21 protein-coding genes are annotated in these 22,694 nt (G+C 72.6%); 7 read left to right on the forward strand and 14 right to left on the reverse strand.

Annotation, left to right across the window (positions count from 1 at the left end; all coding sequences use genetic code 11):
- Positions 1-19: 19 nt before the first annotated feature.
- Entirely contained in the window at positions 20-1,300 is a 1,281-nt protein-coding gene (gene phoR / locus HG542_RS06655) for a two-component system sensor histidine kinase PhoR (RefSeq protein WP_171079115.1), read from the reverse strand.
- 198 nt (positions 1,301-1,498) lie between these two features.
- On the opposite strand from phoR, the gene phoU reads away from it, so the two are divergent.
- On the forward strand, positions 1,499-2,179 hold the full coding sequence (gene phoU / locus HG542_RS06660; RefSeq protein ID WP_171079116.1) for a phosphate signaling complex protein PhoU: 681 nt from the start codon (positions 1,499-1,501) through the stop codon (positions 2,177-2,179).
- Between the two features lie 316 nt (positions 2,180-2,495).
- Here phoU and HG542_RS06665 read toward each other — a convergent pair whose 3' ends face one another.
- The gene (locus HG542_RS06665) at positions 2,496-3,257 is read right to left on the reverse strand and encodes a phosphoglyceromutase (RefSeq protein WP_171079117.1); all 762 of its coding nucleotides are present in this window, start codon (positions 3,255-3,257) and stop codon (positions 2,496-2,498) included.
- A gap of 154 nt (positions 3,258-3,411) precedes the next feature.
- Here HG542_RS06665 and HG542_RS06670 point away from each other — a divergent pair, with 154 nt between their 5' ends.
- Positions 3,412-4,656: an MDR family MFS transporter gene (locus HG542_RS06670; protein WP_171079118.1), complete on the forward strand. Its 1,245-nt coding sequence runs from the start codon at positions 3,412-3,414 to the stop codon at positions 4,654-4,656.
- A gap of 27 nt (positions 4,657-4,683) precedes the next feature.
- Here the strand turns inward: HG542_RS06670 and HG542_RS06675 are convergent, their stop codons facing one another.
- From HG542_RS06675 to HG542_RS06685, 3 genes are all read right to left on the reverse strand, one after another.
- Positions 4,684-5,178 (reverse strand): type III secretion system chaperone family protein, encoded by a 495-nt coding sequence (locus HG542_RS06675; RefSeq protein ID WP_171079119.1) that lies wholly within the window; start codon positions 5,176-5,178, stop codon positions 4,684-4,686.
- The gene (mshA, locus tag HG542_RS06680) at positions 5,171-6,541 is read right to left on the reverse strand and encodes a D-inositol-3-phosphate glycosyltransferase (protein WP_373313108.1); all 1,371 of its coding nucleotides are present in this window, start codon (positions 6,539-6,541) and stop codon (positions 5,171-5,173) included. The genes HG542_RS06675 and mshA overlap by 8 nt, the downstream gene beginning before the upstream one ends.
- Before the next feature lie 118 nt (positions 6,542-6,659).
- Positions 6,660-7,895, reverse strand: coding sequence for an MFS transporter (locus HG542_RS06685; protein ID WP_171079120.1), 1,236 nt, complete (start codon positions 7,893-7,895; stop codon positions 6,660-6,662).
- Between the two features lie 60 nt (positions 7,896-7,955).
- Between HG542_RS06685 and HG542_RS06690 the strand changes: the two genes are divergently transcribed.
- Together HG542_RS06690 and HG542_RS06695 are read left to right on the forward strand one after the other, a co-directional pair.
- Positions 7,956-8,678 (forward strand): FadR/GntR family transcriptional regulator, encoded by a 723-nt coding sequence (locus HG542_RS06690; protein ID WP_171079121.1) that lies wholly within the window; start codon positions 7,956-7,958, stop codon positions 8,676-8,678.
- Positions 8,679-8,689: 11 nt separating this feature from the next.
- Positions 8,690-9,499: a class I SAM-dependent methyltransferase gene (locus HG542_RS06695; RefSeq protein WP_171079122.1), complete on the forward strand. Its 810-nt coding sequence runs from the start codon at positions 8,690-8,692 to the stop codon at positions 9,497-9,499.
- A 5-nt stretch (positions 9,500-9,504) separates the two neighbouring features.
- Here the strand turns inward: HG542_RS06695 and HG542_RS06700 are convergent, their stop codons facing one another.
- From HG542_RS06700 to mshD, 7 genes are all read right to left on the reverse strand, one after another.
- Positions 9,505-9,921 (reverse strand): NUDIX hydrolase, encoded by a 417-nt coding sequence (locus HG542_RS06700; RefSeq protein ID WP_229922549.1) that lies wholly within the window; start codon positions 9,919-9,921, stop codon positions 9,505-9,507.
- Positions 9,918-10,958, reverse strand: a complete 1,041-nt coding sequence (locus HG542_RS06705; RefSeq protein WP_227726260.1) for a CHAD domain-containing protein — start codon at positions 10,956-10,958, stop codon at positions 9,918-9,920. The genes HG542_RS06700 and HG542_RS06705 overlap by 4 nt, the downstream gene beginning before the upstream one ends.
- A 19-nt stretch (positions 10,959-10,977) precedes the next feature.
- Positions 10,978-13,332, reverse strand: coding sequence for an RNA degradosome polyphosphate kinase (locus HG542_RS06710; RefSeq protein ID WP_171079123.1), 2,355 nt, complete (start codon positions 13,330-13,332; stop codon positions 10,978-10,980).
- A 288-nt stretch (positions 13,333-13,620) separates the two neighbouring features.
- On the reverse strand, positions 13,621-14,628 hold the full coding sequence (locus tag HG542_RS06715; RefSeq protein ID WP_171079124.1) for an ABC-2 membrane transporter-related protein: 1,008 nt from the start codon (positions 14,626-14,628) through the stop codon (positions 13,621-13,623).
- Complete coding sequence (locus HG542_RS06720; RefSeq protein WP_171079125.1) at positions 14,625-15,575, reverse strand: ATP-binding cassette domain-containing protein; 951 nt, start codon at positions 15,573-15,575, stop codon at positions 14,625-14,627. The genes HG542_RS06715 and HG542_RS06720 overlap by 4 nt, the downstream gene beginning before the upstream one ends.
- Positions 15,572-15,991 carry a GntR family transcriptional regulator gene (locus HG542_RS06725; protein WP_171079126.1) on the reverse strand — a complete coding sequence of 140 codons (420 nt, stop codon included), beginning with the start codon at positions 15,989-15,991 and terminating at the stop codon, positions 15,572-15,574. The genes HG542_RS06720 and HG542_RS06725 overlap by 4 nt, the downstream gene beginning before the upstream one ends.
- A gap of 88 nt (positions 15,992-16,079) precedes the next feature.
- Entirely contained in the window at positions 16,080-17,003 is a 924-nt protein-coding gene (gene mshD / locus HG542_RS06730) for a mycothiol synthase (RefSeq protein WP_171079127.1), read from the reverse strand.
- Positions 17,004-17,085: 82 nt separating this feature from the next.
- Between mshD and HG542_RS06735 the strand changes: the two genes are divergently transcribed.
- From HG542_RS06735 to HG542_RS06745, 3 genes are all read left to right on the forward strand, one after another.
- Positions 17,086-18,912 (forward strand): bifunctional metallophosphatase/5'-nucleotidase, encoded by a 1,827-nt coding sequence (locus tag HG542_RS06735; protein WP_171079128.1) that lies wholly within the window; start codon positions 17,086-17,088, stop codon positions 18,910-18,912.
- Between the two features lie 130 nt (positions 18,913-19,042).
- On the forward strand, positions 19,043-19,258 hold the full coding sequence (locus tag HG542_RS06740; protein ID WP_171079129.1) for a hypothetical protein: 216 nt from the start codon (positions 19,043-19,045) through the stop codon (positions 19,256-19,258).
- Positions 19,259-19,571: 313 nt separating this feature from the next.
- The gene (locus HG542_RS06745) at positions 19,572-20,816 is read left to right on the forward strand and encodes an LmeA family phospholipid-binding protein (protein ID WP_171079130.1); all 1,245 of its coding nucleotides are present in this window, start codon (positions 19,572-19,574) and stop codon (positions 20,814-20,816) included.
- A gap of 8 nt (positions 20,817-20,824) precedes the next feature.
- On the opposite strand, the gene HG542_RS06750 is transcribed toward HG542_RS06745, so the two are convergent.
- The gene (locus HG542_RS06750; protein ID WP_171079131.1) at positions 20,825-22,219 is read right to left on the reverse strand and encodes a sensor histidine kinase; all 1,395 of its coding nucleotides are present in this window, start codon (positions 22,217-22,219) and stop codon (positions 20,825-20,827) included.
- A partial coding sequence (locus tag HG542_RS06755) for a response regulator transcription factor (protein WP_171079132.1) occupies positions 22,216-22,694 on the reverse strand: 479 nt, incomplete at its 5' end. The genes HG542_RS06755 and HG542_RS06750, both read right to left, overlap by 4 nt.

The following is a 22,694-nucleotide window of genomic DNA, read 5'->3' on the forward strand; positions in this document are numbered from 1 at the left end:
GAAAGGGGACCTGCGGGTGTCACGGGTGGCCCCCCGGGGCGGGAAGGGATTCGGGGACGAAGGGGTCGGCGGGGCCGTCGGCCGGGTCGTCGAAGGCGGGGCCGTCCGGCAGGGGGCCACGGACCCGCTCGGCCCGCGCGCGGTCGCGGACGGAGCCGGCCTCCGGCAGGCGGAGGGTGAAGGTGGACCCCTGGCCCTCGGCGCTCCACACGGTGACCTCGCCGCCGTGCGAGGCGACCACGTGCTTGACGATCGACAGGCCCAGGCCCGTGCCGCCGGTGGCCCGGGAGCGGGCGGGGTCGACGCGGTAGAAGCGCTCGAAGACGCGCTCGCGGTCCTTCTCCGAGATGCCGATGCCCTGGTCGGTGACGGCGATCTCGATGAGGTCGCCGCCGGGCGCGGCCACCCGGCGGGCGGCGATGCCCACGCGGGTGCGCGCGGGGCTGTAGTTGACGGCGTTCTCCACGAGATTGCCCAGGGCGGCGGCGAGCTGGCCGCGGTTGCCCCAGACGTGCAGGTCGGCGGTGCCGCCCGCGGCCATGGTGATCTGCTTGGTGCCGGCCTGGTGGCGGCAGCGGTCGATGGCCTCGGCGACGAGCTCGTCCACCCGGACCGGCTCGGCGTCCTCCAGCGGGTCGTCGTTCTGCACCCGGGAGAGGTCGATGAGCTCCTGGACGAGGTTGGTCAGCCGTGTCGACTCGATCTGCATCCGGCCCGCGAAGCGGGTGACCGCCTCGGGGTCGTCGGCGGCGTCCATGACGGCCTCGGAGAGCAGGGAGAGCGCGCCGACCGGGGTCTTGAGCTCGTGGCTGACGTTGGCGACGAAGTCGCGGCGGACGGCCTCGATGCGGCGGGCCTCGGTGAGGTCCTCGACGAGCAGCAGCACCAGCCGGGAGCCGAGCGGGGCGACCCGGGCGGAGACGGCGAGGGCTTCCCCGCGGCCGGTGCCGCGGCGCGGCAGGTCGAGCTCGACCTGGCGTATCTCGCCGTCACGGCGGGTGTCGCGGGCCATCTGCAGCATGGGCTCGACGGAGAGCCTGCCGCCGCGGACGAGGCCGAGCGCGTACGCGGCGGAGCTGGCCTTGACGACGGCGTCGCCCTCGTCGAGCACGACCGCGGAGGACCGGAGCACCGACAGGACGGTGTCCACCCCGGGCGGCAGGACGGCGTCGGTGTGCAGGGAGCTCCGGGTGGGGCGGGCCTGGTCCCGCTCGCTCCAGCGGAACGCCAGCATGGCGATCACGCCGGTGCACAGACCGGCGACCGCTGCTGCGGCGGCGACCGCCGCGTTCACGTTCATGCATCCAGGTTATGCGGGCGCACCGACACCTCCACAGCCAAACGGGGGGCACCTCGAACACACGTTGCCGAGAGTTCACCTTGAGGTCAGGACCGGTTCACTCCGGATGACGGAAGCCGTCGGATTCCGGCCGGAACGTGGGACCGTGACGGGGCAACCCGGCCATCCGCGGAACTCGGAACGAGAGAAGGACAGGACATGCGGGACGCGTACCACGAGGAGCTGGATTCGATCAGCGAGGGCCTGGTCGAGATGGGCCGGCTCGTCGGCTCCGCGATCGGGCGCGCCACCACGGCGATCCTGGACGCGGACCTCAAGCTGGCGGAGTCCGTCATCGCGGCGGACGCCAAGGTCGACGACCTCCAGCGCGATCTGGAGGCCCGGGCCATCGCCCTGCTGGCACGGCAGCAGCCGGTCGCCACCGATCTGCGGATCGTGGTGACCTCGCTGCGGATGAGCGCGGACCTGGAGCGCTCGGGCGACCTGGCCCAGCACGTGGCCAAGCTGGCCCGGCTGCGCTTCCCGGAGTCGGCGGTGCCATCGGACCTGCACTCCACGGTGCTGGAGATGGGACAGCTGGCCCAGCGGCTGATGGCCAAGGCGGCCGAGGTCATCATCACCAAGGACGTCGACCTGGCGCTCCAGCTGGAGCAGGACGACGACGCGATGGACCTGCTGCACCGCACGCTGTTCCAGCACCTGATGGACGACCGCTGGCAGCACGGCATCGAGACGGCCGTGGACGTGACGCTGCTGGGCCGCTACTACGAGCGCTTCGCCGACCATGCCGTCTCGGTGGCCAAGCGCGTGGTCTACCTGGTCACCGGGGAGCACGCGGACGAGATCGCGCAGACCCCCGGCGCAGGCGAGAACGCGTAGGGCGCCCGTCCTGACAGTGCGCCTGCACGTGCCCCTGCGCGCCGTGAATGCGCCTGCACGCCCGCTCATATGTACGTGACAGGCATTGACGGTCGCTCCGCGCCGCCTTTGACTGGTGAGCAGGCAGACGACTCCATCAAGGAGGTACCGAATGAGCGGCTGTCAGTGCGGACCCGGATGCAGCTGCGGTTGCCAGAACGGCGGTCCCTGCCAGTGCGGCGGCGGCTGCGGCTGACGCCCCGGACAAGTCACTCAAGGGAAGAGCCCCCGGCCGGGTTTCCGGCCGGGGGCTCTGTCCGTCGTGCGGCAGGGCTGGTTACTTCTTCTTGCCCTGGTTCTTCACGGCCTCGATGGCGGCCTTGGCGGCCTCCGGGTCGAGGTACGTGCCGCCGGGGACGACCGGGCGGAAGTCGGCGTCGAGCTCGTAGGCGAGCGGGATGCCGGTGGGGATGTTCAGGCCCGCGATGTCGGCGTCGGAGATGCCGTCGAGGTGCTTGACCAGGGCGCGCAGGCTGTTTCCGTGCGCGGCGACCAGGACCGTGCGGCCGGCCGTCAGGTCGGGGACGATGCCGTCGTACCAGTACGGCAGCATGCGGGCGACGACATCCTTGAGGCACTCGGTGCGCGGGCGCAGCTCCGGCGGGATGGAGGCGTAGCGCGGGTCGTCGCTCTGCGAGAACTCGGAGCCGTCCTCGAGGACCGGCGGCGGGGTGTCGTACGAGCGGCGCCAGAGCATGAACTGCTCCTCGCCGAACTCGGCCAGGGTCTGGGCCTTGTCCTTGCCCTGGAGGGCGCCGTAGTGGCGCTCGTTGAGCCGCCAGGTGCGGTGGACCGGGATCCAGTGGCGGTCCGCGGCCTCCAGCGCGAGCTGCGCGGTACGGATCGCGCGCTTCTGGAGGGACGTGTGGACCACGTCCGGGAGCAGGCCGGCGTCCTTGAGGAGCTCGCCGCCCCGGACCGCCTCCTTCTCGCCCTTCTCGTTGAGGTTGACGTCCACCCAGCCGGTGAACAGGTTCTTCGCGTTCCACTCGCTCTCGCCGTGGCGGAGGAGGATCAGCTTGTACGGTGCGTCGGCCATGCCCTTGAGCGTAATCGACTGTGCGGGCGGCCCGCGCGCCCCGGTCCTGCGCCGGTCACTTGATCACCATCGTCAATTCAATGGCGTGCACACGTCCAATATACGTAAGGTGCGGATCTCTTGATCACCACTTACACAGGGGGCACGGGTGGGCATGCGAACGGCGGTGCGGCGGAGCGTCTCGGGGCTGCCGCGGGAGTTCTGGTGGCTGTGGACCTCCACCCTGATCAACCGGCTGGGCTCCTTCGTGTCCACGTTTCTGGCGCTCTATCTCGTCGTGGAGCGCGGCTGTTCGGCCTCGTTCGCGGGGATGGTCGCGGCGCTGCACGGGCTCGGCGGAGTGATCTCCTCCATCGGCTCCGGCGTGCTCACCGACCGCCTCGGGCGGCGGCCCACCCTGCTCGTCGCCCAGACCTCGACGGCCTTCTCGGTCGCGCTGCTGGGCTTCATGCAGCACCCCGCCGCCATCGCGGCCGTCGCCTTCGTGGTGGGCATGGCCAGCAACGCCTCGCGCCCGGCCGTGCAGGCGATGATGGCCGACATCGTGGCCCCGCAGGACCGGGTCCGGGCGTTCGCCCTCAACTACTGGGCCATCAACCTCGGTTTCGCGTTCTCGTCGCTGGCCGCGGGGCTGATCGCCGAACACAGCTATCTGATCGGGTTCCTGGCGGAAGGGACGATGACGCTGGCGTGCGCCGTGCTCGTCTTCCTGAAGCTGCCGGAGTCGCGGCCCGAGCAGGCCGCCTCCGGTGCGGCCGCCGCCGAACCGGCCGTCGGCATGGGCACGGTGCTCCGCGACCGGCGTTACATGAGCGTCGTCGGGCTGTCGTTCCTCATCGCCCTGATCTTCCAGCAGAGTTCGGTCGCGCTGCCGGTGGCGATGGGCGGGAACGGCTTCTCCAGCAGTGACTACGGAATGGTCATCGCGGTCAACGGCGTGCTGATCGTGGCCCTGCAGATCCCCGTGACCCGTTTCATCGAACACCGGGATCCGCAGCGGCTGCTGGTGCTCTCCGCGCTCCTCGCGGGATACGGCTTCGGGCTCACCGCGTTCGCCGGGTCGATCGCGGTGTACGCGCTGACGGTGTGCGTCTGGACGGTGGCGGAGATCGTCAACTCGCCCACGCAGATGGGTCTGGTGGTGCGGCTGTCGCCCGTGCACGGGCGCGGGCGCTACCAGGGCGTCTACACGCTGTCGTGGTCGGTGGCGGCACTGGTGGCACCGCTGGCCGGCGGTACGGTGATCGACCGCTTCGGGGCGGCCACACTGTGGGCGGGATGCGCCGTGGTCGGCAGCGTGGCCGCCGCGGGCTACTGGCTGCTCATGCGGGGGTTGCCTGCGGCAGGCCCGGTCGACGGTCCGGTGGCGGCACCCGAGCCGGAGCGGATCGCGGGGTGACCCGGGGCGGGCGGAGGACCGGGGGCCTCACCCCTGGTCCTCACCCCGCGTCAGGCGCGCGAACGCGTCCAGGTTGCGCGTCGACTCCCCCCGCGACGTGCGCCACGCGTACTCCTTGCGGATCGCCGACGCGAAGCCCATCTCCAGCAGGGTGTTGAAGCTGCCGTCCGCCGCCTCCAGGACCGTGCCCAGGATGCGGTCGATCTCCTCCGGGACGACCGCGGCCAGCGGCAGCCGGCCCACCAGGTAGATGTCGCCCAGGGGGTCGATCGCGTAAGCGACGCCGTACAGGCGGGTGTTGCGCTCCAGCAGCCAGCGATGCACGGCCTCGTGGTTCTCGTCGGGGCAGCGCACGACGAAGGCGTTGACGGACAGCGAGTGCCTGCCGACGAGCAGGGAGACCGTCGTCGAGAGCTTGCGCGTGCCGGGGAGCTTGACGACGTACGAACCGTCGGCCGGGCTCTCCCATTCGAGCCCGGCCTCGCGGAGCGCCTGTTCGATGGTGGTCTTCGCGTCAGACATGGGTCGAGCGTAGGCGACGGCGCCGCTCGTGCATGGCTGCGGTGTAGACGTCGGCCGTGGCGGCGGCCGCCGCGCCCCAGCCGAACGACTGCGCGTGCCGGGCGGCCGCGGCGCCCATACGGTCCGTCAGCTCCGGTGCGTCCGCGAACCGGGCGAGCGCCTCCGCGTAGTCGGCCGGGTCGTGCCCGGGTATGAGGAACCCGCTCACCCCGTCCCGGACGGCCACCGGCAGGCCGCCCACCTCCGCCGCCAGCACCGGCGTGCCGCAGGCCTGCGCCTCGGCGGCGACCAGGCCGAACGACTCGCTGTGGGACGGCATGACGAGCACGGACGCCGCCCGGTACCAGTCGGCGAGCTGCTGCTGGCCGACCGGCGGCCGGAAGCGGATCACATCGGCGATGCCCAGCCGGGCGGCGAGCTTCTGCAGCCCCTCGGGCTTGGCGAGACCGCTGCCGCTGGGCCCGCCGACCACCGGCACGACCATCCGCGCCCGCAGCTCGGGCCGCCGCTCCAGCAGTACGGCGACCGCACGCAGCAGCACGTCGGGGGCCTTGAGCGGCTGGATGCGCCCGGCGAACAGCGGGATCAGCGCATCGGCCGGCAGGCCCAGCCGGGCCCGCGCGGCCGCGCGGCCGTCGGACGGGCGGAAGCGGTCGAGGTTGACGCCCGGATGCACGACGGCGACCTTGCCGGGGTCGGCGTCGTAATGGTGCACGAGCTCCTCGGCCTCGCCGTCGGTGTTGGCGATGAGCCGGTCGGCCGCCCGGACGATCTGGGTCTCGCCGATGACCCGGGTGTCGGGCTCGGGGGTGTCGCCCTCGGCCAGGGCGGCGTTCTTGACCTTGGCCATGGTGTGCATGGCGTGCACCAGCGGCACACCCCAGCGCTCGGCGGCGAGCCAGCCGACATGGCCGGAGAGCCAGTAGTGGGAATGGACCAGGTCGTAGTGGCCGGGCCGGTGGCCGGCCCAGGCCTGCATCACGCCATGGGTGAAGGCGCACAGCTGCGCCGGGAGCTCCTCCTTGGCCAGGCCCTCGTAGGGGCCGGCGTCGATGTGCCGGACGAGGACACCGGGGGCGAGCTCCACGGCGGGCGGCAGGGCACCCGTGGTGGCGCGGGTGAAGATCTCGACCTCGATGTCGATGCTCGCCAGCCTCTTGGCGAGCTCGACGATGTAGACGTTCATGCCGCCCGCGTCGCCCGTGCCGGGCTGGTGCAACGGGGAGGTGTGAACGCTGAGCATGGCGACGCGACGCGGCCGCCGGGGGGTACCGATGCGCCGGATCTGGGGCAACTGGGGCTTGTGGAAGGGGCCGAGCGTTCGGCCGCGGCGAGCGCCGAGCCGGGATGCGTACTGGCTCACCTGCGTATTCCTCCGTGTGCCTGGGACATGCACCGCTCTCTCGTTCTCCGGGGCCAACGCTGCGGAGGCGGTCTCCCCTTCCCACTTTGCCAAAGCGTGATGCAGTCCTCCATTCCTGTCACGGACGGCGGGAGAGCAGCACCCCGACCACGAGCTGGGCCGCGGCCGTCACCAGCAGGGCGGCCATGGGTGCCGTCCAGCCGCCGGTGGCACCGTGCAGCAGGCCCACGGCCAGCGGGCCGAGCGCGGCCAGCAGATAGCCGAGGGACTGCGCGAGCGTGGACAGGGCGGTGGTCTCCGCGGGGCTGCCGCCGCTCTGCGCGATCACGGCGAGGACCAGCGGGAACGAGCACATCCCCAGCCCCACCAGCACCGCCCACACCATCGGCAGCGCCACCGGCGCCACCAGCAGGCCGGTGAACCCGGCGAGCATCGCCAGCGAGACGCCCACGAACGCACCGCGCAGCCGGCCCGGCCCCTTGGCGACGGCGAGCACCGCGAAGGACACGGGGATGCCGACCGCCTGGGTGACCGCCAGCACCGCGCCCGCCGCGCCCTCGGACATGCCCTGCCCCGACAGCAGGGACGGCAGCCAGCCGACCACCGCGTAGGCGTTGAGCGCCTGCAGGCCGAAGTAGGCGGTGACCAGCACGCCCGCCCGGGTGCGGGCGACGGCCCGCAGGGATATCCGCTCACCGGGCACCCCCGCGGCCGTCTTCACGCCGCGCGGTGCCCGGGCCCGCACCGCGGCCCACATCATCAGGGCGGCCAGGGCCGGCACGGCCCAGACCGCGAGCCCCAGCGACGGGGAGCCGAGGGCGCGGGCCAGCGGGACGGACACGGCGGAGGCGGCGGCCGCGCCCAGGGCGAGCGTGGTCGTGTAGACGCCGGTCAACAGGCCCGTGCGGCCGGGGAAGTGGGTGCGGACGAGCGTGGGCAGCAGGACGTTGCACAGCGCCAGGCCCGACATGCCGAGCGCCGTGCCGGCCAGCAGCGCCCACACCGCGGGCACCGCCCGTATCGCGAGGCCCGCCGTGAGCGCGGCGAGCGCCAGCAGCACTGCGCGCTCGGCACCGGCGCGCCGGGCCAGGGCGCCCGTGCCCGCACCGGCGGCCGCGAAGCACAGCGTCGGCAGCGCGGGCAGCAGGGCCGCCACCGCGGAGGGCAGGGCGAGATCCGTGCGCAGGGCTTCGAGCAGGGCGGAGGCACTGCTGATGCCGAGGCGGAGGTTGAGGGCGATGAGCACGACGGCCACCGCGGTGAGCCAGGCGACGCGGGCGCGCGGGGGGCCCGGCGGGGCAGCAGTGATGGGCAGGGTCGAGGTGAGACCCCCGGGCGGTGCGGAGGAGGACATGCATCAAACGTAAGACGTCCGACGTTTTATGTCCATGCCTCGAACGGGTACCGTGAATCCATGTCTCTGGAACCGGTCCGCCGGCCCGCCCTGTCGGCCGAGGTCATCGAGGCGATCCGGGCCCGGATCGCCTCCGGCGAGTGGCCCGTCGGCTCCCGCATCCCGCCCGAGCCCGAGCTGATGCGTCAGCTGGAGGTCGCGCGCGGCACCGTCCGCGAGGCCGTGCGCGCGCTCGCCCACGCGGGCCTGCTGGAGGTGCGGCGCGGCGACGGCACGTACGTCCGCGCGACCAGCGAGCTGTCCGGCGCGGTGTCCCGCCTCTACGGCGACAGCGGCCTCGGCCAGCTGCTCGAAGTGCGCGAGGCCCTCGACGCGCAGGCCGCCCGGCTCGCCGCCGTACGGGCCGACGAGACCACGCTCGACGAGCTCGCCGTGGCACTGCAGCGGCGCGGCGACGCGTGGCGCGCCGGGGACTTCGACGCATGGGTCGCCGCCGACTGGGCCTTCCACGCCGGGGTCGCCGAGGCCGCCGGCAACCCCCTCCTGTCCGAGCTCTACTGCAACCTCGCCGAGCCGCTGCACGCCGCCATGGCCGACACGTGGGCCACGCCCGGCTTCGAGGGCGCCGACCCGGTGGGCCACGAGTCGCTGCTGGCCGCGCTGCGGGAGCGGGACCCGGACGGGGCCGCGGAGCAGGCCGGCGCCAACGTCGCCGACACCCGCGCCTGGGATACGCGGGCCCAGGCCCCGCGGGCACAGCAGCCGCACGCGGCACGCCCGTAGGCTTGTTCCCCATGAGCTCCCGTACCGCCGCCCCTCCCCGCCGGCCCATCGGTTCGGCGACGCGCGGTACGACCAACCCGAACCGGCTGCGCCGCATGGACCGCTGGATCGCCGCCGCGCACGGCGCCGAGCTGCGCCGCAGCGCCGACCCCGTCGCCGTCGACCTGGGCTACGGCGCCGCGCCCTGGACGGCCGTGGAGCTGCTCGGGCGGCTGCGCACCGTGCGGCCGGACGCGGCGGTCGTCGGGGTCGAGATAGACCAGGCGCGGGTCGCGGCGGCACAGCCGTACGTCCGCGACGGGCTGGCCTTCACACACGGCGGCTTCGAGGTGCCGCTCGCGGCCGGGCGGCGCCCCGCGCTGATACGGGCCGCGAACGTGCTGCGGCAGTACGGGGAGGACGAGGTCGCCGCGGTCTGGGCGCGGCTGTGCGGGCGGCTCGCGCCGGGCGGACTGCTGGTCGAGGGCACATGCGACGAGATAGGGCGGCGCCACGTGTGGGTGGCGCTCGGGCCCGAGGGGCCGCGGACGGTGACGTTCGCCGCGCGGCTCGGGTCGCTGGGGACGCCGTCCGACCTGGCGGAGCGGCTGCCGAAGGCGCTCATACACCGGAACGTTCCGGGCGAACCGGTGCACGCGTTCCTGCGGGACTTCGACCGGGCGTGGGCGGCGGCTGCGCCGTACGCCGCGCTGGGCGCCCGGCAGCGGTGGATCCGGACGGTGACCGATCTGCGGTCGGACTGGCCCGTCGTGGACAGGCCGCAGCGGTGGCGGCAGGGTGAAGTGACCGTGGCGTGGGGGGCGTTGGCCCCACGGGGGTGAACGCGTCAGCCCTCCGCCAGCACCTCCGCCAACGCATCCACCAGTTCCCGGTCCCGCCGCTGCGTCAGCCGGCTGCGGGCCGCCTCCAGGGGCAGCCACAGCAACTGGTCCACCTCCCTGTTCGGTTCGAAGGTGCCGCCCGTGGCGCGGGCCGCCCAGTAGTGGACCTCCTTCGGGCGGCCTGCGGCCAGGTAGCGGGCCGTGGGGAGGGGCGGACCCGGTTCGCAGTGCATGCCCGTTTCCTCCAGAACCTCGCGGACCGCGCCCGCCAGCGCGGTCTCGCCCCGCTTGAGCTTGCCTTTCGGCCACGACCAGTCGTCGTACTTGGGCCGGTGGACGACGGCGACCTCCACCACGTCGCCGCCCCCTTCCGCGTACCGCCACAGCACGCAACCGGCCGCGCGGATGATCTGTGCGCTCACGGTGTCCCCGACAGGCGCTGCCAGATGCGGCCGAAGCAGTAGCGCGCCGCCTCCACCTCGTGCCGCTGGTCCGCGTGCAGCACCCCGAGGGCGTACGCCGTGGCGGGGGCGATGCGCGGCGTGCGGGCCGCGGAGGCGGCCGCAGCCGCGGCCTCCGCCGCGTCGCGGTGGCGGTCGAGGGCCTGGCAGGCGCTCAACAGGCGTACGGAGAGGGAGGGTTCGGCCTCCGTCTGCTGCTGCTCGTCGAGCACCTCCTGCGCGTAGCGGCGCAGCCGCACCAGGCGGCGCACCTGGTGCCAGGGCGCGTCCTGCCGCCCCTCCGGCGGCGGCGCGTCGGCGGCGGCCGTCGCCGCCAGACCGTGGACCAGTGCCTCGGAGTTGTACGGGTGCCCCGCCACCGACAGCGGCAGTGCGGCCACCGCCTCCGCCATCCGGGCGTGCGCCTGCTCGGCCAGGCGCGGCAGCGCGTCGCGGGCGGGCAGGCCCCGGGCCGCCGGGTCGAGCGGCACGTCGGAGGCCAGCACCGCCACCGCGTCGGCGACGCCGTGGAAGCGCGAGGAACCGAGCGCCTGCAGCGCCGCGGAGTGGGCCCGCGTCCGCGCGAGCGTCAACTGCCGTTCCAGCAGCGCCCCGGCCCGCGCCGCGCCCACCGTCAGGCCGCCGCCCCTGCCGTCCTCCTCCTCCGCGCCGGACAGCCGGTGCAGGGCGCCCCGCAGCCGGGCGAGCCGCGCCGCGTACGCGTACTCGCGGGCGACGACGTCGGACAACCAGGCCAGTTCGCCGCGCAGTTGGTCCGTCCACACGGTGTCGGTCAGCGGGCCGTACACATGCAGCGTCCCGGAGATGCGGCGCGCCGAGCGGCGCAGCAGGCGGCTGGCCTCGCCGGCGTCCTCCGCGTCCGCCCCGCTCTCCCGGTGCAGCCTCAGACTGCGCAGGAACTCCGTTGCCTGCGCGTGCAGATAGGCCGACAGGACGTCCGCGGCCGTGGCACCGGCCGTGTCCGTCTCCGTCTCCGGTACGCCTTTTACGGTTGTCACTTCCTGCCCCCCGGGCACGTCATGGGGTAGCCGAACCACGCCTGCGCCTCCGGGCGTCGATGAGCATCTCCTGCACGTTCCTCAACGGCTGTCCGTCCCCGTCGGTGGCGTGCCGCGTCCAGTTGCCGTCCGCACCCAGGTGCCAGGAGGCGGTGCGGTCGGACACGCCCGCCTCCAGGAGGCGGCTGAGCGAGGCACGGTGGCCGGGATCGGTGACCCGGACGAGCGTCTCGATGCGCCGGTCGAGGTTGCGGTGCATCATGTCCGCGCTCCCGAGCCATACTTCCGGCTCCCCGCCGTTCCCGAAGGCGAACACGCGGGAGTGTTCCAGGAATCGTCCGAGGATGCTGCGCACCCGGATGTTCTCCGACAGGCCCACCACACCCGGCCGCAGGGCGCAGATGCCGCGGACCCAGATGTCCACGGGCACCCCGGCGCGGGCCGCGCGGTAGAGGGCGTCGATGACGGCCTCGTCGACCATCGAGTTGACCTTGATGCGGATGGAGGCGGGCAGCCCGGCGCGGTGGTGGGCGACTTCCTTGGCGATGCGTTTGACCAGCCCGTCGCGCAGCGATCTGGGGGCGACCAGCAGCCGCCGGTAGGTCTCGCGCCGCGAGTAGCCGGACAGCCGGTTGAAGAGGTCGGAGAGGTCCGCGCCCACCTGCGGGTCGGCGGTGAGCAGGCCGAAGTCCTCGTACAGGCGGGCCGTCTTGGGGTGGTAGTTGCCGGTGCCGACGTGCGAGTAGCGGCGCAGCGTCTCGCCCTCCTGGCGGACCACCAGGGAGAGCTTGCAGTGCGTCTTGAGCCCGACGAGCCCGTAGACGACATGGCAGCCGGCCTCCTCCAGCTTGCGCGCCCACTTGATGTTGGCCTGTTCGTCGAAGCGCGCCTTGATCTCGACGAGCACAAGTACTTGTTTGCCGGACTCGGCCGCGTCTATCAGAGCGTCCACGATGGGCGAGTCGCCGGACGTCCGGTACAGCGTCTGCTTGATGGCCAGGACGTCGGGGTCGGCGGCCGCCTGTTCGAGGAAGGCCTGGACGGAGGTGGAGAAGGAGTCGTACGGGTGGTGCAGCAGCACGTCGCGCTCGCGGAGGGCCGCGAAGATGTCGGGCGGGGAGGCGGACTCGACCTGGGCCAGGTCGCGGTGCGTACCGCCCACGAACTTCGGGTACTTGAGCTCCGGCCGGTCGAGCGCGGCGATGCCGAAGAGCGCGGTGAGGTCGAGCGGTCCGGGCAGCGGGTAGACCTCCGCGTCGGAGATCTTCAACTCGCGCACCAGCAGGTCCAGCACGTACGGGTCGATGGTCTCCTCGACCTCCAGCCGCACGGGCGGGCCGAAGCGGCGGCGCATGAGCTCCTTCTCCAGCGCCTGCAGGAGGTTCTCGGCGTCGTCCTCCTCGACCTCCAGGTCCTCGTTGCGCGTCACCCGGAACATGTGGTGCGCGAGCACCTCCATGCCGGGGAACAGTTCCTCCAGGTGCGCCGCTATGACGTCCTCCAGCGGGACGTAGCGCTGCGGCGAGGCCTCCAGGAAGCGCGAGAGCAGCGGCGGCACCTTCACCCGCGCGAAGTGCTCATGGCCGCTCACCGGGTTGCGGACGACCACGGCGAGGTTGAGCGAGAGACCGGAGATGTACGGGAACGGGTGCGCGGGATCGACGGCCAGCGGGGTCAGGACGGGGAAGATCTGCTGCCGGAAGAGCGTGAAGAGCCGCTCCTGCTCCTTCTCGGTCAGCTCGGGCCAGCGGATCAAGTGGATGCCCTGCTCGGCCAGTTCGGGGGCCACGTCCTGCTGGAAGCAGGCCGCGTGCCGGGCCATGAGCTCGCGCGAGCGGGTCCAGATGAGCTCCAGGACCTCGCGCGGCTGCAGCCCGGAGGCGGAGCGGGTGGCGACGCCGGTGGCGATGCGCCGCTTGAGGCCGGCGACGCGGACCATGAAGAACTCGTCGAGGTTGCTGGCGAAGATCGCCAGGAAGTTGGCGCGTTCCAGCAGCGGGGTGGCCGGATCCTCCGCCAGTTCCAGCACCCGCTCGTTGAACGCCAGCCAGCTGCGCTCCCGGTCCAGGAAGCGGCCCTCGGGCAGCGGGTCCTCCTCGGGACGGCGAGCCGCCACACCCTCCTCCGCGGGCTGCTCGCGCGCCTCGAACCCGTCGAACCCCTCCTCGAAGGTGTCGTCGTAGCGCACCTCGTACGCGTCCAGATCGACGTCGAGATCCGGCTCCAGGCCGGGCATGCCCGCGGAGTCGTCCGCCTGCGGGCGGTGGGCCGCGATGAACCCGACGGAGGGCTGCGGCCGTCCCGGACGGCCCCCCTGACCTTCCTGTTCGCCGTTCGGTCGGTCCTGTGCCGGAGCGCTGGAGGACTGGGTCATACCTTCATTGTTCCGCGCCGGCGGCAGGTCGGGCGCGCCGGAGAGGGGCGCCCCGGCGGCGCGGAGCCGTCTTGCGGGTGCGTGGGGCACGGCGGGCTGCATTCGGCAAGGCTCGCAACCGCTTGTGAATCACGGGTAACGCGCACATGGCGCGCAGGAAAGCGGGGCCCTACCCCGCGGCGACGGCCGCAGCACGGTGGTGGCCTGCACGGACGGCAGGTGCACAGACGGCTGCGCGGGCGCATGCACAGATCCTGTGCACGCGCCCGCGCAGGTCGGCCGGACGGCTCAGCGGTACATCCGGCGCAGCAGCCACACCGCACCGCCGGTGACGACCGCCGCGAGGACCACGGAGACACCCGCCTCGGCCCACTGGAGGGGCCAGAAGTGGCTGTACGGATGGAATTCGAGGTACCAGCCGGCGCCGTCGTGCCGGGCGAGGCACCCCTCCGGGGAGACATCGACGCCGCAATTGGGCTCCGCAATGTGCTCGCCCGTACGGGTGACGATGCCGCGCTCCAGCATCCAGGTGCGGTCCCGGATGAGCCCCGGCTGGGCCGCGGACAGCTGTGTCACCGGGCCGACCAGGTGCGCGCGCAGGTTGTCCAGCAGCTCACCGGCCAGCACCAGGTAGCCGACCAGCGCGGCGCCCATGGCGGGGACCGCCCGCTTGACCAGCAGGCCCGCCAGCGCCCCGACGGCGATGCCCAGCAGCGCGTGCGCGACGGGCGCGGCGCCCAGGGTGTCGAACGAGTGGTACCAGGCCTGGCCGGGCAGCAGCACCTCCGGCACGGCCTGCCAGGCCCATGTGTAGGCCACCGACAGCAGCGAACCGCCGGCCAGCACGGCCACGGCCGGCACGGACAGCTTCACCGCGAACCAGCGCAGCGGCGAGACGGACTGCGTCCAGGCGAGCTTGTACGTACCGCTCTCCAGCTCGCGCGCGACCACCGGCCCGGCGACGAACATGCCCGCGATCGGCGGCAGCAGCATCAGCGGGTAGCCGAGGTAGTGCAGCAGGTCACCGGCCGTGCGCCGGAAGTAGTCCACCGTGGCCTGGGCGGTCGGGCATTCGGTGGAGGTGATGCAGGCGTCCCGGATGGCGCGGCTGTCGATGAAGTCGTCCATCCCGAAGCGCAGCCACACCAGGCCGACGACGAGCGCGGCGAGCGCGCTCGCCGCGCACCAGGCGGTGACGCGGTGCTGCCGCAGGACGAGCCAGGGCAGCCCGCGCAGCCCGGCACGGGGGCGGGCGCCGGCGGGCGCGGCGGCGAGGGGGGTTGCGGTGGCCGTCATACCGCCTCCTTCGGTGCGGGAACGTTCATGCGCGGTTCGGCGCCCGGGGTGAGCAGGGGCGGGGCGTCCGGGGACCGCAGGTGGGCGAGGAGGAGCTCCTCCAGGGACGGTTCGGCGACCTCCCACTCCCCCGCGACCGGCCCGTCGGTGCGCAGCAGCGCCGTGATCTGCCGCCCCGTCACACGCGACTCGACGACCGTGTGCCCGGTGAACTCCCGCGGCAGGCCCTCGGCTTCGTGCCGCCCCATGACGAGCGAGTGCACGGAGAGCAGGTCCTCCACCTCGCCCGCGAGCCGGATCCGGCCGTCCGCGACCAGCAACAGGTAGTCGCAGACGCCGTCGAGCTCGGCCAGCACGTGCGAGGCCATCACGACGGTGGTGGCGTGCTCGGCGGCCGCGGACATCAGCTCGGCCGTCATCTCGTGCCGCACCAGCGGGTCGAGGTCGCTCAACGGCTCGTCCAGGAGCAGGAGTTCGGGACGCTTGCCGAGAGCGAGAGCGAGGGCGACGCGGGTGCGCTGGCCGCCGGAGAGCGAACCGATGCGGGCCGCCGGCGGCAGGTCCCCCGCGGCCACGATCCGCTCGGCCGTCGCCCAGTCCCAGGTGGCGGGGTTGAGCTCCTCCCCCACGCGCAGGGTCTCGCCGACCGTGAGGTGCGGGTAGAGCGGCTTGTCCTGCGCGACGTAGCCGATACGGGGCCGGGCGGCCCGGTCGGACGGCCGCGCGCCGCCGAACACGTGCAGGGCGCCGGTGGTGGGCCTGCGCAGCCCCGCGGCCAGCGACAGCAGCGTCGACTTGCCCGCGCCGTTGGGCCCAACCAGGGCGCAGATCCGCCCGGCGGGAATGCGGAAGGAGCAGTCGCGCAGCGCCCAGCCGCGCCGGTGCTCCACCCCCAGACCGGCCGCCTCCAGGGCGGTCCGGTCCGGCAGGTACGTCAGGTCGGTCATCCGGTTCCGGTCCCCTCGCTCGGACGCCGCGCGGGGTCCCCGAAGTGCTCGTCCAGGACGGAGGCGACCAGTGCGGCCACGTCCTCCCGGTCGAGCCCGGCCGCGCGGGCGCGTTGCGTCCAGTCGGCCAGCTCGCCGCGCAACGGCGAGTCCGCACCGGCCCCCGGCCGTGCCAACGACCGCCGCACGAAGGTCCCGAGCCCCGGCCGCGCCTCGACGAGCCCCTCGCGGTCGAGCTCGCGGTACGCCTTCAGCACGGTGTTGGGGTTGATGGCCGTCGCGGCCACGACCTCTTTGGCGGTGGGCAGCTTGTCGCCGGGCGCGAGCAGGCCGAGACGCAAGGCCTGCTTGACCTGCTGGACGATCTGCAGGTACGTGGCGACGCCGGTGCGCCGGTCGATGCGGAAGTCGACCACCGGAGCATCACCCTTTCACTACTTGATTAGTGAAAGGGTGATGCAGGGGCCGAGCCACTGTCAAGGCGAGGGTCCCGGGGCGCCCGCCTCAGCTCTCCGTCCGGTACATCAGATCCGTCTCGTGCGTCACGAACCCCAGCCGCTCGTACACCGCCACCGCCGCCGCGTTGTCGGCGTCGACGTACAGCATCGCCGTCGGCAGCCCCCGCGCCGCCAGGTGCCGCAGGCCCACCACCGTCAGGGCCTTGCCCAGGCCGCCGCCCTGGGCGCCCGGGCGGACGCCCAGCACGTACACCTCGCCCAGGCCCTCGTCCGCGTGCACCTTCGTCCAGTGGAAGCCGACGATCGCCCCCTCGCGCTCGGCGAGGAAAAAGCCCTCCGGGTCGAACCACGACGCCGCCTTGCGGTCGTCCAGGTCCCGCTGCGTCAGCGAACCCTGCTCCGGGTGGTGGGCGAAAGCGGCCGCGTTCACCGCCAGCCACTCGGCATCGTCCGCCCCCGGCCGGAACGCCCGTACCGTCACCCCCTCCGGGAACACCGGCTCCGGCAGGTCCAGGCCCTCCAACGGCCGCCGCATCTGCCGCAGCTCGCGGAACAGGCTCATGCCCAGCACCTGCGCCAGGTGCCGCGCCGCGGGGTGCCCGCCGTGCGCCCACACGCGCAGCCGCTTGCCCGACTCCTGCAGCAACGCACTGCCCAGCGCCCGCCCGTGCCCCCGGCCCCGGTGCGCCGGGTGCACCACGAACTCGCCCGCCGGCGCCTCCACCGGGTCGCTCTCCTCCAGCTGCCCGTATCCCACGAACTCCCCGGCCACGTCCCGCACCAGAACGTGGCGCACGCCCTCGCGCCGCCCCTTGAGCTGCAGACGCCCCTGTTCGGAGACGGCCGGCTGGCCGTCCTCGGCCGCAGCCGCGGCCACCATGTCCAGGACGTCGCGCATCTGTTCGTCCGTCAGCTCGTCCAGCACCACGATCCGGCGCTGCCCGCTCACGTCATTCACCACGTTGCTCATGGCCCCGAGCCTACGAGCCCGCGGCGGCCGACCGTATGCTGCGGCCGACCTGCCAAACCCCACCACCCACAAAGGGGAACTCATGTCAGCGAAGCCGCCGATACGGCGACTCGCCCGCCGGCTGACCACCGCGACAGCCCTGCTCGCCGCGACGGCCGGTGTCCTGTCCACGGCCGCCGCCCCCGCGAGCGCCCACGACCGCGGCCCCGGGAACGGCCACCGGCACGACCGGACGGTCGACGTCCAGATGCTCTCGTTCAACGACTTCCACGGAAACCTGGAGCCCCCGCAGGGCTCCTCCGGCACCGTGACCGAGGCCGAGCCGGACGGCACGAAGAAGGTCGTCCCGGCGGGCGGCATGGAGTACCTGGCCAGTTCGCTGCGCTCGGCCCGCAAGGGCCACGAGTACTCCGTCACCGCGGCAGCGGGCGACCTCATAGGCGCCAGCCCGCTGATGTCCGGCCTCTTCCACGACGAGCCGACCATCGAGGCGATGAACAAGCTCGGCCTCGACGTCACCTCCGTGGGCAACCACGAGTTCGACGAGGGCCGCGCCGAACTGACCCGCATGCAGAAGGGCGGCTGCCACCCCAAGGACGGCTGCTACGAGAAGGGCCGGAAGTTCCGCGGCGCGGACTTCCCGTACCTCGCCGCCAACGTCACCGACGAGAAGACCGGCAAGCCCATCCTCAAGCCGTACACGGTGTGGAAGCACAAGGGCGTGAAGATCGGCTTCATCGGCGTCACGCTCAAGGGCACCCCCGACGTCGTCACCGCCGAGGGCGTCAAGGGCCTCAAGTTCGGCGACGAGGTCCAGACGATCAACAAGTACGCGGACGAACTCAACCGCCAGGGCGTCAAGGCGATCGTCGCCCTCGTCCACGAGGGCGGCTACCCCGCCTCCGGCGCGTACAACTACAACTGCGACACCCCCGGTGCGGGCGCCGGCATCTCCGGCCCGATCGTCGACATCGCGAAGCACGTCACCCCGAAGGTCGCCGCCCTCGTCACCGGCCACACGCACGCGGCCTACAGCTGCACCATCCCCGACCCGTCGGGCGCACCGCGCACCGTGACGTCGGCCGCCTCCTTCGGCCGCCTGTACACGGACACCACGCTGACGTACGACCTGCGCACGAACAACATCGTCCGGACCGCCGTCAAGGCCCCGCACGCCGTCAACCACGTGGTCAGCCGGCAGCAGCCGAAGGCCAAGGACATGACGAAGCTGATCGACCGGTGGAACAAGCTGGCCGCTCCCGTGGCCGACAAGCCGGTCGGCTACATCTCCGCCGACATCAACGGCCGGGGAGCCGCGGGCGACGGCGAGGAACCGCTCGGTGACGTCATCACCGACGCACAACTGGAGGCCCTGTCGCCGGCCGCCAAGGGCGGCGCCCAGATCGCCTTCATGAACCCCGGCGGCATCCGCTCCGACCTCGCCTACAAGGCCTCCGGCAGCGAGGGCGACGGAGTCGTCACCTACGGCGAGGCATTCACCGTCCAGCCGTTCACCAACATGATGCAGGTGAAGACCCTGACCGGCGCACAGGTCATCAAGGTGCTGCAGCAGCAGGTCACCGGCCCCAACGAGGCCGAGCCGAAGGTCCTCCAGGTGAGCAACGGCCTGACGTACACGCTCGACCTGACGAAGAAGGGCGCCGACCGCATCGTCACGTCCTCCGTGAAGCTGAACGGTGCGCCGATCGACCCGGCGAAGACCTACCGTGTCGCCGCCAACGAGTTCCTCATGGGCGGCGGCGACGGCTTCCCGGTCTTCAAGGAGGGCACCGACAAGCTGGTCGGCCCGTCCGACCTGGACGTGTTCGTCGCCTACCTGACGGCGCACTCGTCGAAGGCCGCACCGCTGGCGCCGCCGAAGGCGGACCGCATCACGGTCATCAAGTAGGCGGTTCCCAGGGCCGCGTGACGGCGCGCGGGCGCGTGGCGCGGCGCGTGAGTGCGCGGCGGGAATGAGCGGTTCCGAGGGGCGGTAGATCCGGGGACGGATCCACCGCCCCTCGGTTTTGGAGGAGTTCATGAAGAAGCAGGTGCAGCGTGCCCTGGCGACGGCTGCAGCCACGGCCGTACTGGCGCTGACGGGCGGCGTGTTGGCGACGCCGGCCGCGGCGGCGGATGCGGACGTGGATGTGCTCGGGGGGACGGCCACGGCCGTACTGGACGGTGTCTTGCGCATCACGGCCCTCGACGCCCCGCTCGTCGACGCCCCCAACCCGATCGCGGGCGCCCTCTGACCGTTCGTCGTCCGCCAGCGCAAATCGTCACCCTCGGCAGCGTGTCGTGAAGATTCGCGCTGGCGCAACCTGCACAGCCGTCGCGTGGTCGTCGCGATTCCCCCGAAACCCCCGAGCTTCTGCCATGAGGTACACGTTACGGCCACATTCCGCGGGAAAGGCGGAACCCTGGCACAACAGGTACCAAGACTCGCGTTCGAGACATCGCCCGAATACGTGCCGTTTCCCCAACGGCTGGAAGAGGTAAGGCGTTTGTTAACGTACCGGCAGTAGCCCTTGCGTCCGAGGGCCGCACGCATGGTGGGATGTGGTGATGCGAACCCCCACACGCATACCTCCCCGTCCCTCCAACCCCTATGACGAACTCGCCTCGCTCGCCGACCCGGAGCCGATAACCGAGCCGATAGCCGAGCCGATAGCCGAGTCGATATCCGACCCGGTGCCGATACCCCACGCCCCCCTCGGCGACCACGACGACGAGCCCTGGTCGCCCCCCGACCACCGGCGCGCCAGGCGGCCGCGCAGGCGGCGCCGGCGGCCGCGCCGCAAGCACCGGCTCCTCAAGCTGCTGATCGCCGCCGGCGCGCTGGCCGTGATCCTCGTGCTGGCCGACCGGTGCGCCGCGATGTACGCGGAGAAGAAGACGGAACGGCAACTCCAGCAAGCCCTGCACCTGGAGGCCGCGCCCCAGGTCGACATCCACGGATTCCCCTTCCTGACCCAGGTGCTGGACAAGCGGCTGACCCGGGTCGATGTGACCGTGCCGCATCTCGCCGCCGACCGGGTGTCGATCGCCCGCGTGCACGCCGCCGCGGAGGACATCCGGCTGATCGGCAGCCTGCCCGACAACGTGCGCGGGGCGGTGATCGGACAGTTGGAAGGGAACGTCCTGCTGTCGTTCGACGACATGAACCGGGAACTGGCCGCTTCGCAGGTGAAGTTCAGCGACGGGGGCGGCAATGTCATCGCCGCCCGCGGGTCGTTGAAGGTCGCCGGGCAGGAACTCGTGCTGCGGGCGCAGGCGCACCTGCGGCGCGCCGGCGAACAGGGCGTGTCCACGGACATCGACGGCATGAGCCTGGACCTGCCGGGCATCGCCGTCTACCGCCCCGGGGGCGGCGACAAGAGCCTGCTGTTGCACCGGGAGACGGCCGAACGCATCAGCCGGGACGCGGCGCGCGTCAAGGCGCTGTTCTCGGTGCCGTCGATCGCGCAGCGGCTCGGTCTGTCGCCGGACGACGCGGCCGCCGTGCTGGCCGACGAGGAGCGGCTGCACGAGGTCACCGGGGCGCCCCGCTTCGTCGACCGGCTGATGCAGGTCAATCTCGTCGACGTGGTGGCCGACCATCCCTGGCTGCTGGGGAAGGTGGGCATCGACCCGAAGGTGCTCGAAGGCATCACCCGGCTGCGGCCTCCCGAGCTGAGCGACCGGTTGTCGTTCTCCTTCCGGCTCCCGAAGGAGGCGGAGGAACTGCATCTGCATCTGGACAAGTTGACCGTCCAGCGTGACGGGGTGCGCGCCGACGTGTCGGGGAGCGGGCTGCCCGTGGGGCGGTGAGGCGGCCCCTACAGCGCCGGCGGCTCCGTCGGTGCGCCCGGCAGCCGGAGCGCGGCCACCGTGCCGCCGCCCTGTGCCGGGCGCAGGGTCACGGTGCCGCCGGCCTGCTGCACCGTGCGGGCCACGATCGACAGGCCCAGGCCGCTGCCCGGCAGGCTGCGGGCGGACGGCGAGCGCCAGAAGCGGTCGAAGACGTGCGGGAGTTCGTCGTCGGCGATGCCGGGGCCGTGGTCGCGCACGGTCAGTTCACCGTTCGTGAGGCGCACCTCGATCACGCCGCCCGCGGGGCTGAACTTCACCGCGTTGTCGAGCAGGTTCACGAGTGCCCGGTCCAGGGCGGCCGGCTCGGCGCGGACGTACCACGGCTGCAGATCGGCGTCGATCGTCAGACCGGAACCGCGCAACCGGGCCCGGCCCAGGGCCCGTTCCGCGGCCTCGTGAAGGGCGACCACCTGGAGGGGGCCGCTGCCCGGGGCGGCGTCGGGGCGGGAGAGTTCCTGCAGGTCGCCGATGAGGGCGGCCAGTTCCGTCATCTGGGCCTTGACGCTCGCGAGCAGCTCGGCGCGGTCCGCGGGCGGGATCGCCCGGCCCGTCTCCTCGCTCCTCGCCAGCAGGTCGATGTTGGTCCGCAGGGAGGTCAGCGGCGTGCGCAGCTCGTGCCCGGCGTCGGCGATGAGCTGTTGCTGCCGTTCGCGGGAGGAGGCCAGTGCGGCCGTCATGGAGTTGAACGACCGTGACAGGCGGGCGATTTCGTCGTCGCCCTCCACGGGGATGCGGACCGCGAGATCCTCGGTACGGGCGATGTGCTCGACGGCTCCGGTCAGCTGGTCCACCGGCCGCAGGGCGGCGCGCGCGACCCACAGGCCGGCGGTGGCCGCGCCCAGGACGCCGATGCCGGCCGTGATGACGAGCACCAGGGCGAGCGAGTTGAGCGGCTTGTTCACCACGTCGAGGGGCTGGGCGACCGAGACCGCGGCGTTGGGCAGCTGCGCGACGCGGTAGGTCGCGACGCGCATCCGCTCGCCGTCGACGGTCCGGGAGTCGTGCAGCACCACGCCGTCGATCCGGTCCTGGGCCACGGCCAGGTCCGTCCCGGTCACCTTGACCTGTGCCTTGCCCGGGGTCGTGCAGACGACGCCGCTCGCGGCGACGATCTGCACGGTGTACTGGGTGGGCGGCACCGCCTGGGCCGGGAGGCGGGTGCCGCAGTTCGCGATCAGGTCGCGCATGTAGTCGGAGGGCACGTTGACGTTGGTCAGCGTCGTGTCCTGCTGGTGGGACAGCTGCTGCTTGGTGACCAGCCAGCACGCCCCCGCCGCCACGGCCACGGCGAACGCGACGGCCGCCGCGGTCAGCAGGGCCAACCGCGAACGCAGCGGGAGCTTGCGGAACCTGCGGATCATTCGCTGCCGCCGTCTCCCCGCAGGACGTAGCCGACGCCCCGGACGGTGTGCACGAGGCGCGGTTCACCGCCCGCCTCGGTCTTGCGGCGCAGATACATCACGTACACGTCCAGGGAGTTGGAGGAGGGCTCGAACTCGAAGCCCCACACGGTCTTGAGGATCTGCTCGCGCGTGAGCACCTGCCGGGGGTGGGCGAGGAACAGTTCCAGCAGCGTGAACTCGGTGCGCGTGAGCTCGACGGGGCGGGTTCCGCGTGTCACCTCGCGGGTGGAGAGGTCCATGCGCAGGTCGGCGAAGGAGAGGACGTTGGCGGTGCCGGCGCCGGGGGCGGCCGCCGGGCTCGCGTACGAGCTGCGGCGCAGCAGGGCGCGGATGCGGGCCAGCAGTTCGTCCAGTTCGAAGGGCTTGACGAGGTAGTCGTCGGCGCCGGCGTCCAGGCCGGTGACGCGGTCCCCGACGGTGTCCCGGGCGGTGA

The sequence above is a fragment of the Streptomyces morookaense genome, assembly GCF_013030945.1.
GTDB classification, from domain to species: domain Bacteria; phylum Actinomycetota; class Actinomycetes; order Streptomycetales; family Streptomycetaceae; genus Streptomyces; species Streptomyces morookaensis.

Excerpts from the sequence above, each read along its gene's own strand:
- HG542_RS06715 (WP_171079124.1), bottom strand. The coding sequence starts at position 14,628 with ATGACGGCCACCGCAACCCCCCTCGCCGCCGCGCCCGCCGGCGCCCGC.
- HG542_RS06750 (WP_171079131.1), bottom strand. The coding sequence starts at position 22,219 with ATGATCCGCAGGTTCCGCAAGCTCCCGCTGCGTTCGCGGTTGGCCCTG.
- HG542_RS06690 (WP_171079121.1), top strand. The coding sequence starts at position 7,956 with ATGTCTCTGGAACCGGTCCGCCGGCCCGCCCTGTCGGCCGAGGTCATC.
- HG542_RS06670 (WP_171079118.1), top strand. The coding sequence starts at position 3,412 with ATGCGAACGGCGGTGCGGCGGAGCGTCTCGGGGCTGCCGCGGGAGTTC.
- HG542_RS06745 (WP_171079130.1), top strand. The coding sequence starts at position 19,572 with ATGCGAACCCCCACACGCATACCTCCCCGTCCCTCCAACCCCTATGAC.
- HG542_RS06720 (WP_171079125.1), bottom strand. The coding sequence starts at position 15,575 with ATGACCGACCTGACGTACCTGCCGGACCGGACCGCCCTGGAGGCGGCC.
- HG542_RS06740 (WP_171079129.1), top strand. The coding sequence starts at position 19,043 with ATGAAGAAGCAGGTGCAGCGTGCCCTGGCGACGGCTGCAGCCACGGCC.
- HG542_RS06685 (WP_171079120.1), bottom strand. The coding sequence starts at position 7,895 with ATGTCCTCCTCCGCACCGCCCGGGGGTCTCACCTCGACCCTGCCCATC.
- HG542_RS06695 (WP_171079122.1), top strand. The coding sequence starts at position 8,690 with ATGAGCTCCCGTACCGCCGCCCCTCCCCGCCGGCCCATCGGTTCGGCG.
- HG542_RS06710 (WP_171079123.1), bottom strand. The coding sequence starts at position 13,332 with ATGACCCAGTCCTCCAGCGCTCCGGCACAGGACCGACCGAACGGCGAA.
- phoU (WP_171079116.1), top strand. The coding sequence starts at position 1,499 with ATGCGGGACGCGTACCACGAGGAGCTGGATTCGATCAGCGAGGGCCTG.
- HG542_RS06735 (WP_171079128.1), top strand. The coding sequence starts at position 17,086 with ATGTCAGCGAAGCCGCCGATACGGCGACTCGCCCGCCGGCTGACCACC.
- HG542_RS06675 (WP_171079119.1), bottom strand. The coding sequence starts at position 5,178 with ATGTCTGACGCGAAGACCACCATCGAACAGGCGCTCCGCGAGGCCGGG.
- HG542_RS06665 (WP_171079117.1), bottom strand. The coding sequence starts at position 3,257 with ATGGCCGACGCACCGTACAAGCTGATCCTCCTCCGCCACGGCGAGAGC.
- mshD (WP_171079127.1), bottom strand. The coding sequence starts at position 17,003 with ATGAGCAACGTGGTGAATGACGTGAGCGGGCAGCGCCGGATCGTGGTG.
- phoR (WP_171079115.1), bottom strand. The coding sequence starts at position 1,300 with ATGAACGTGAACGCGGCGGTCGCCGCCGCAGCAGCGGTCGCCGGTCTG.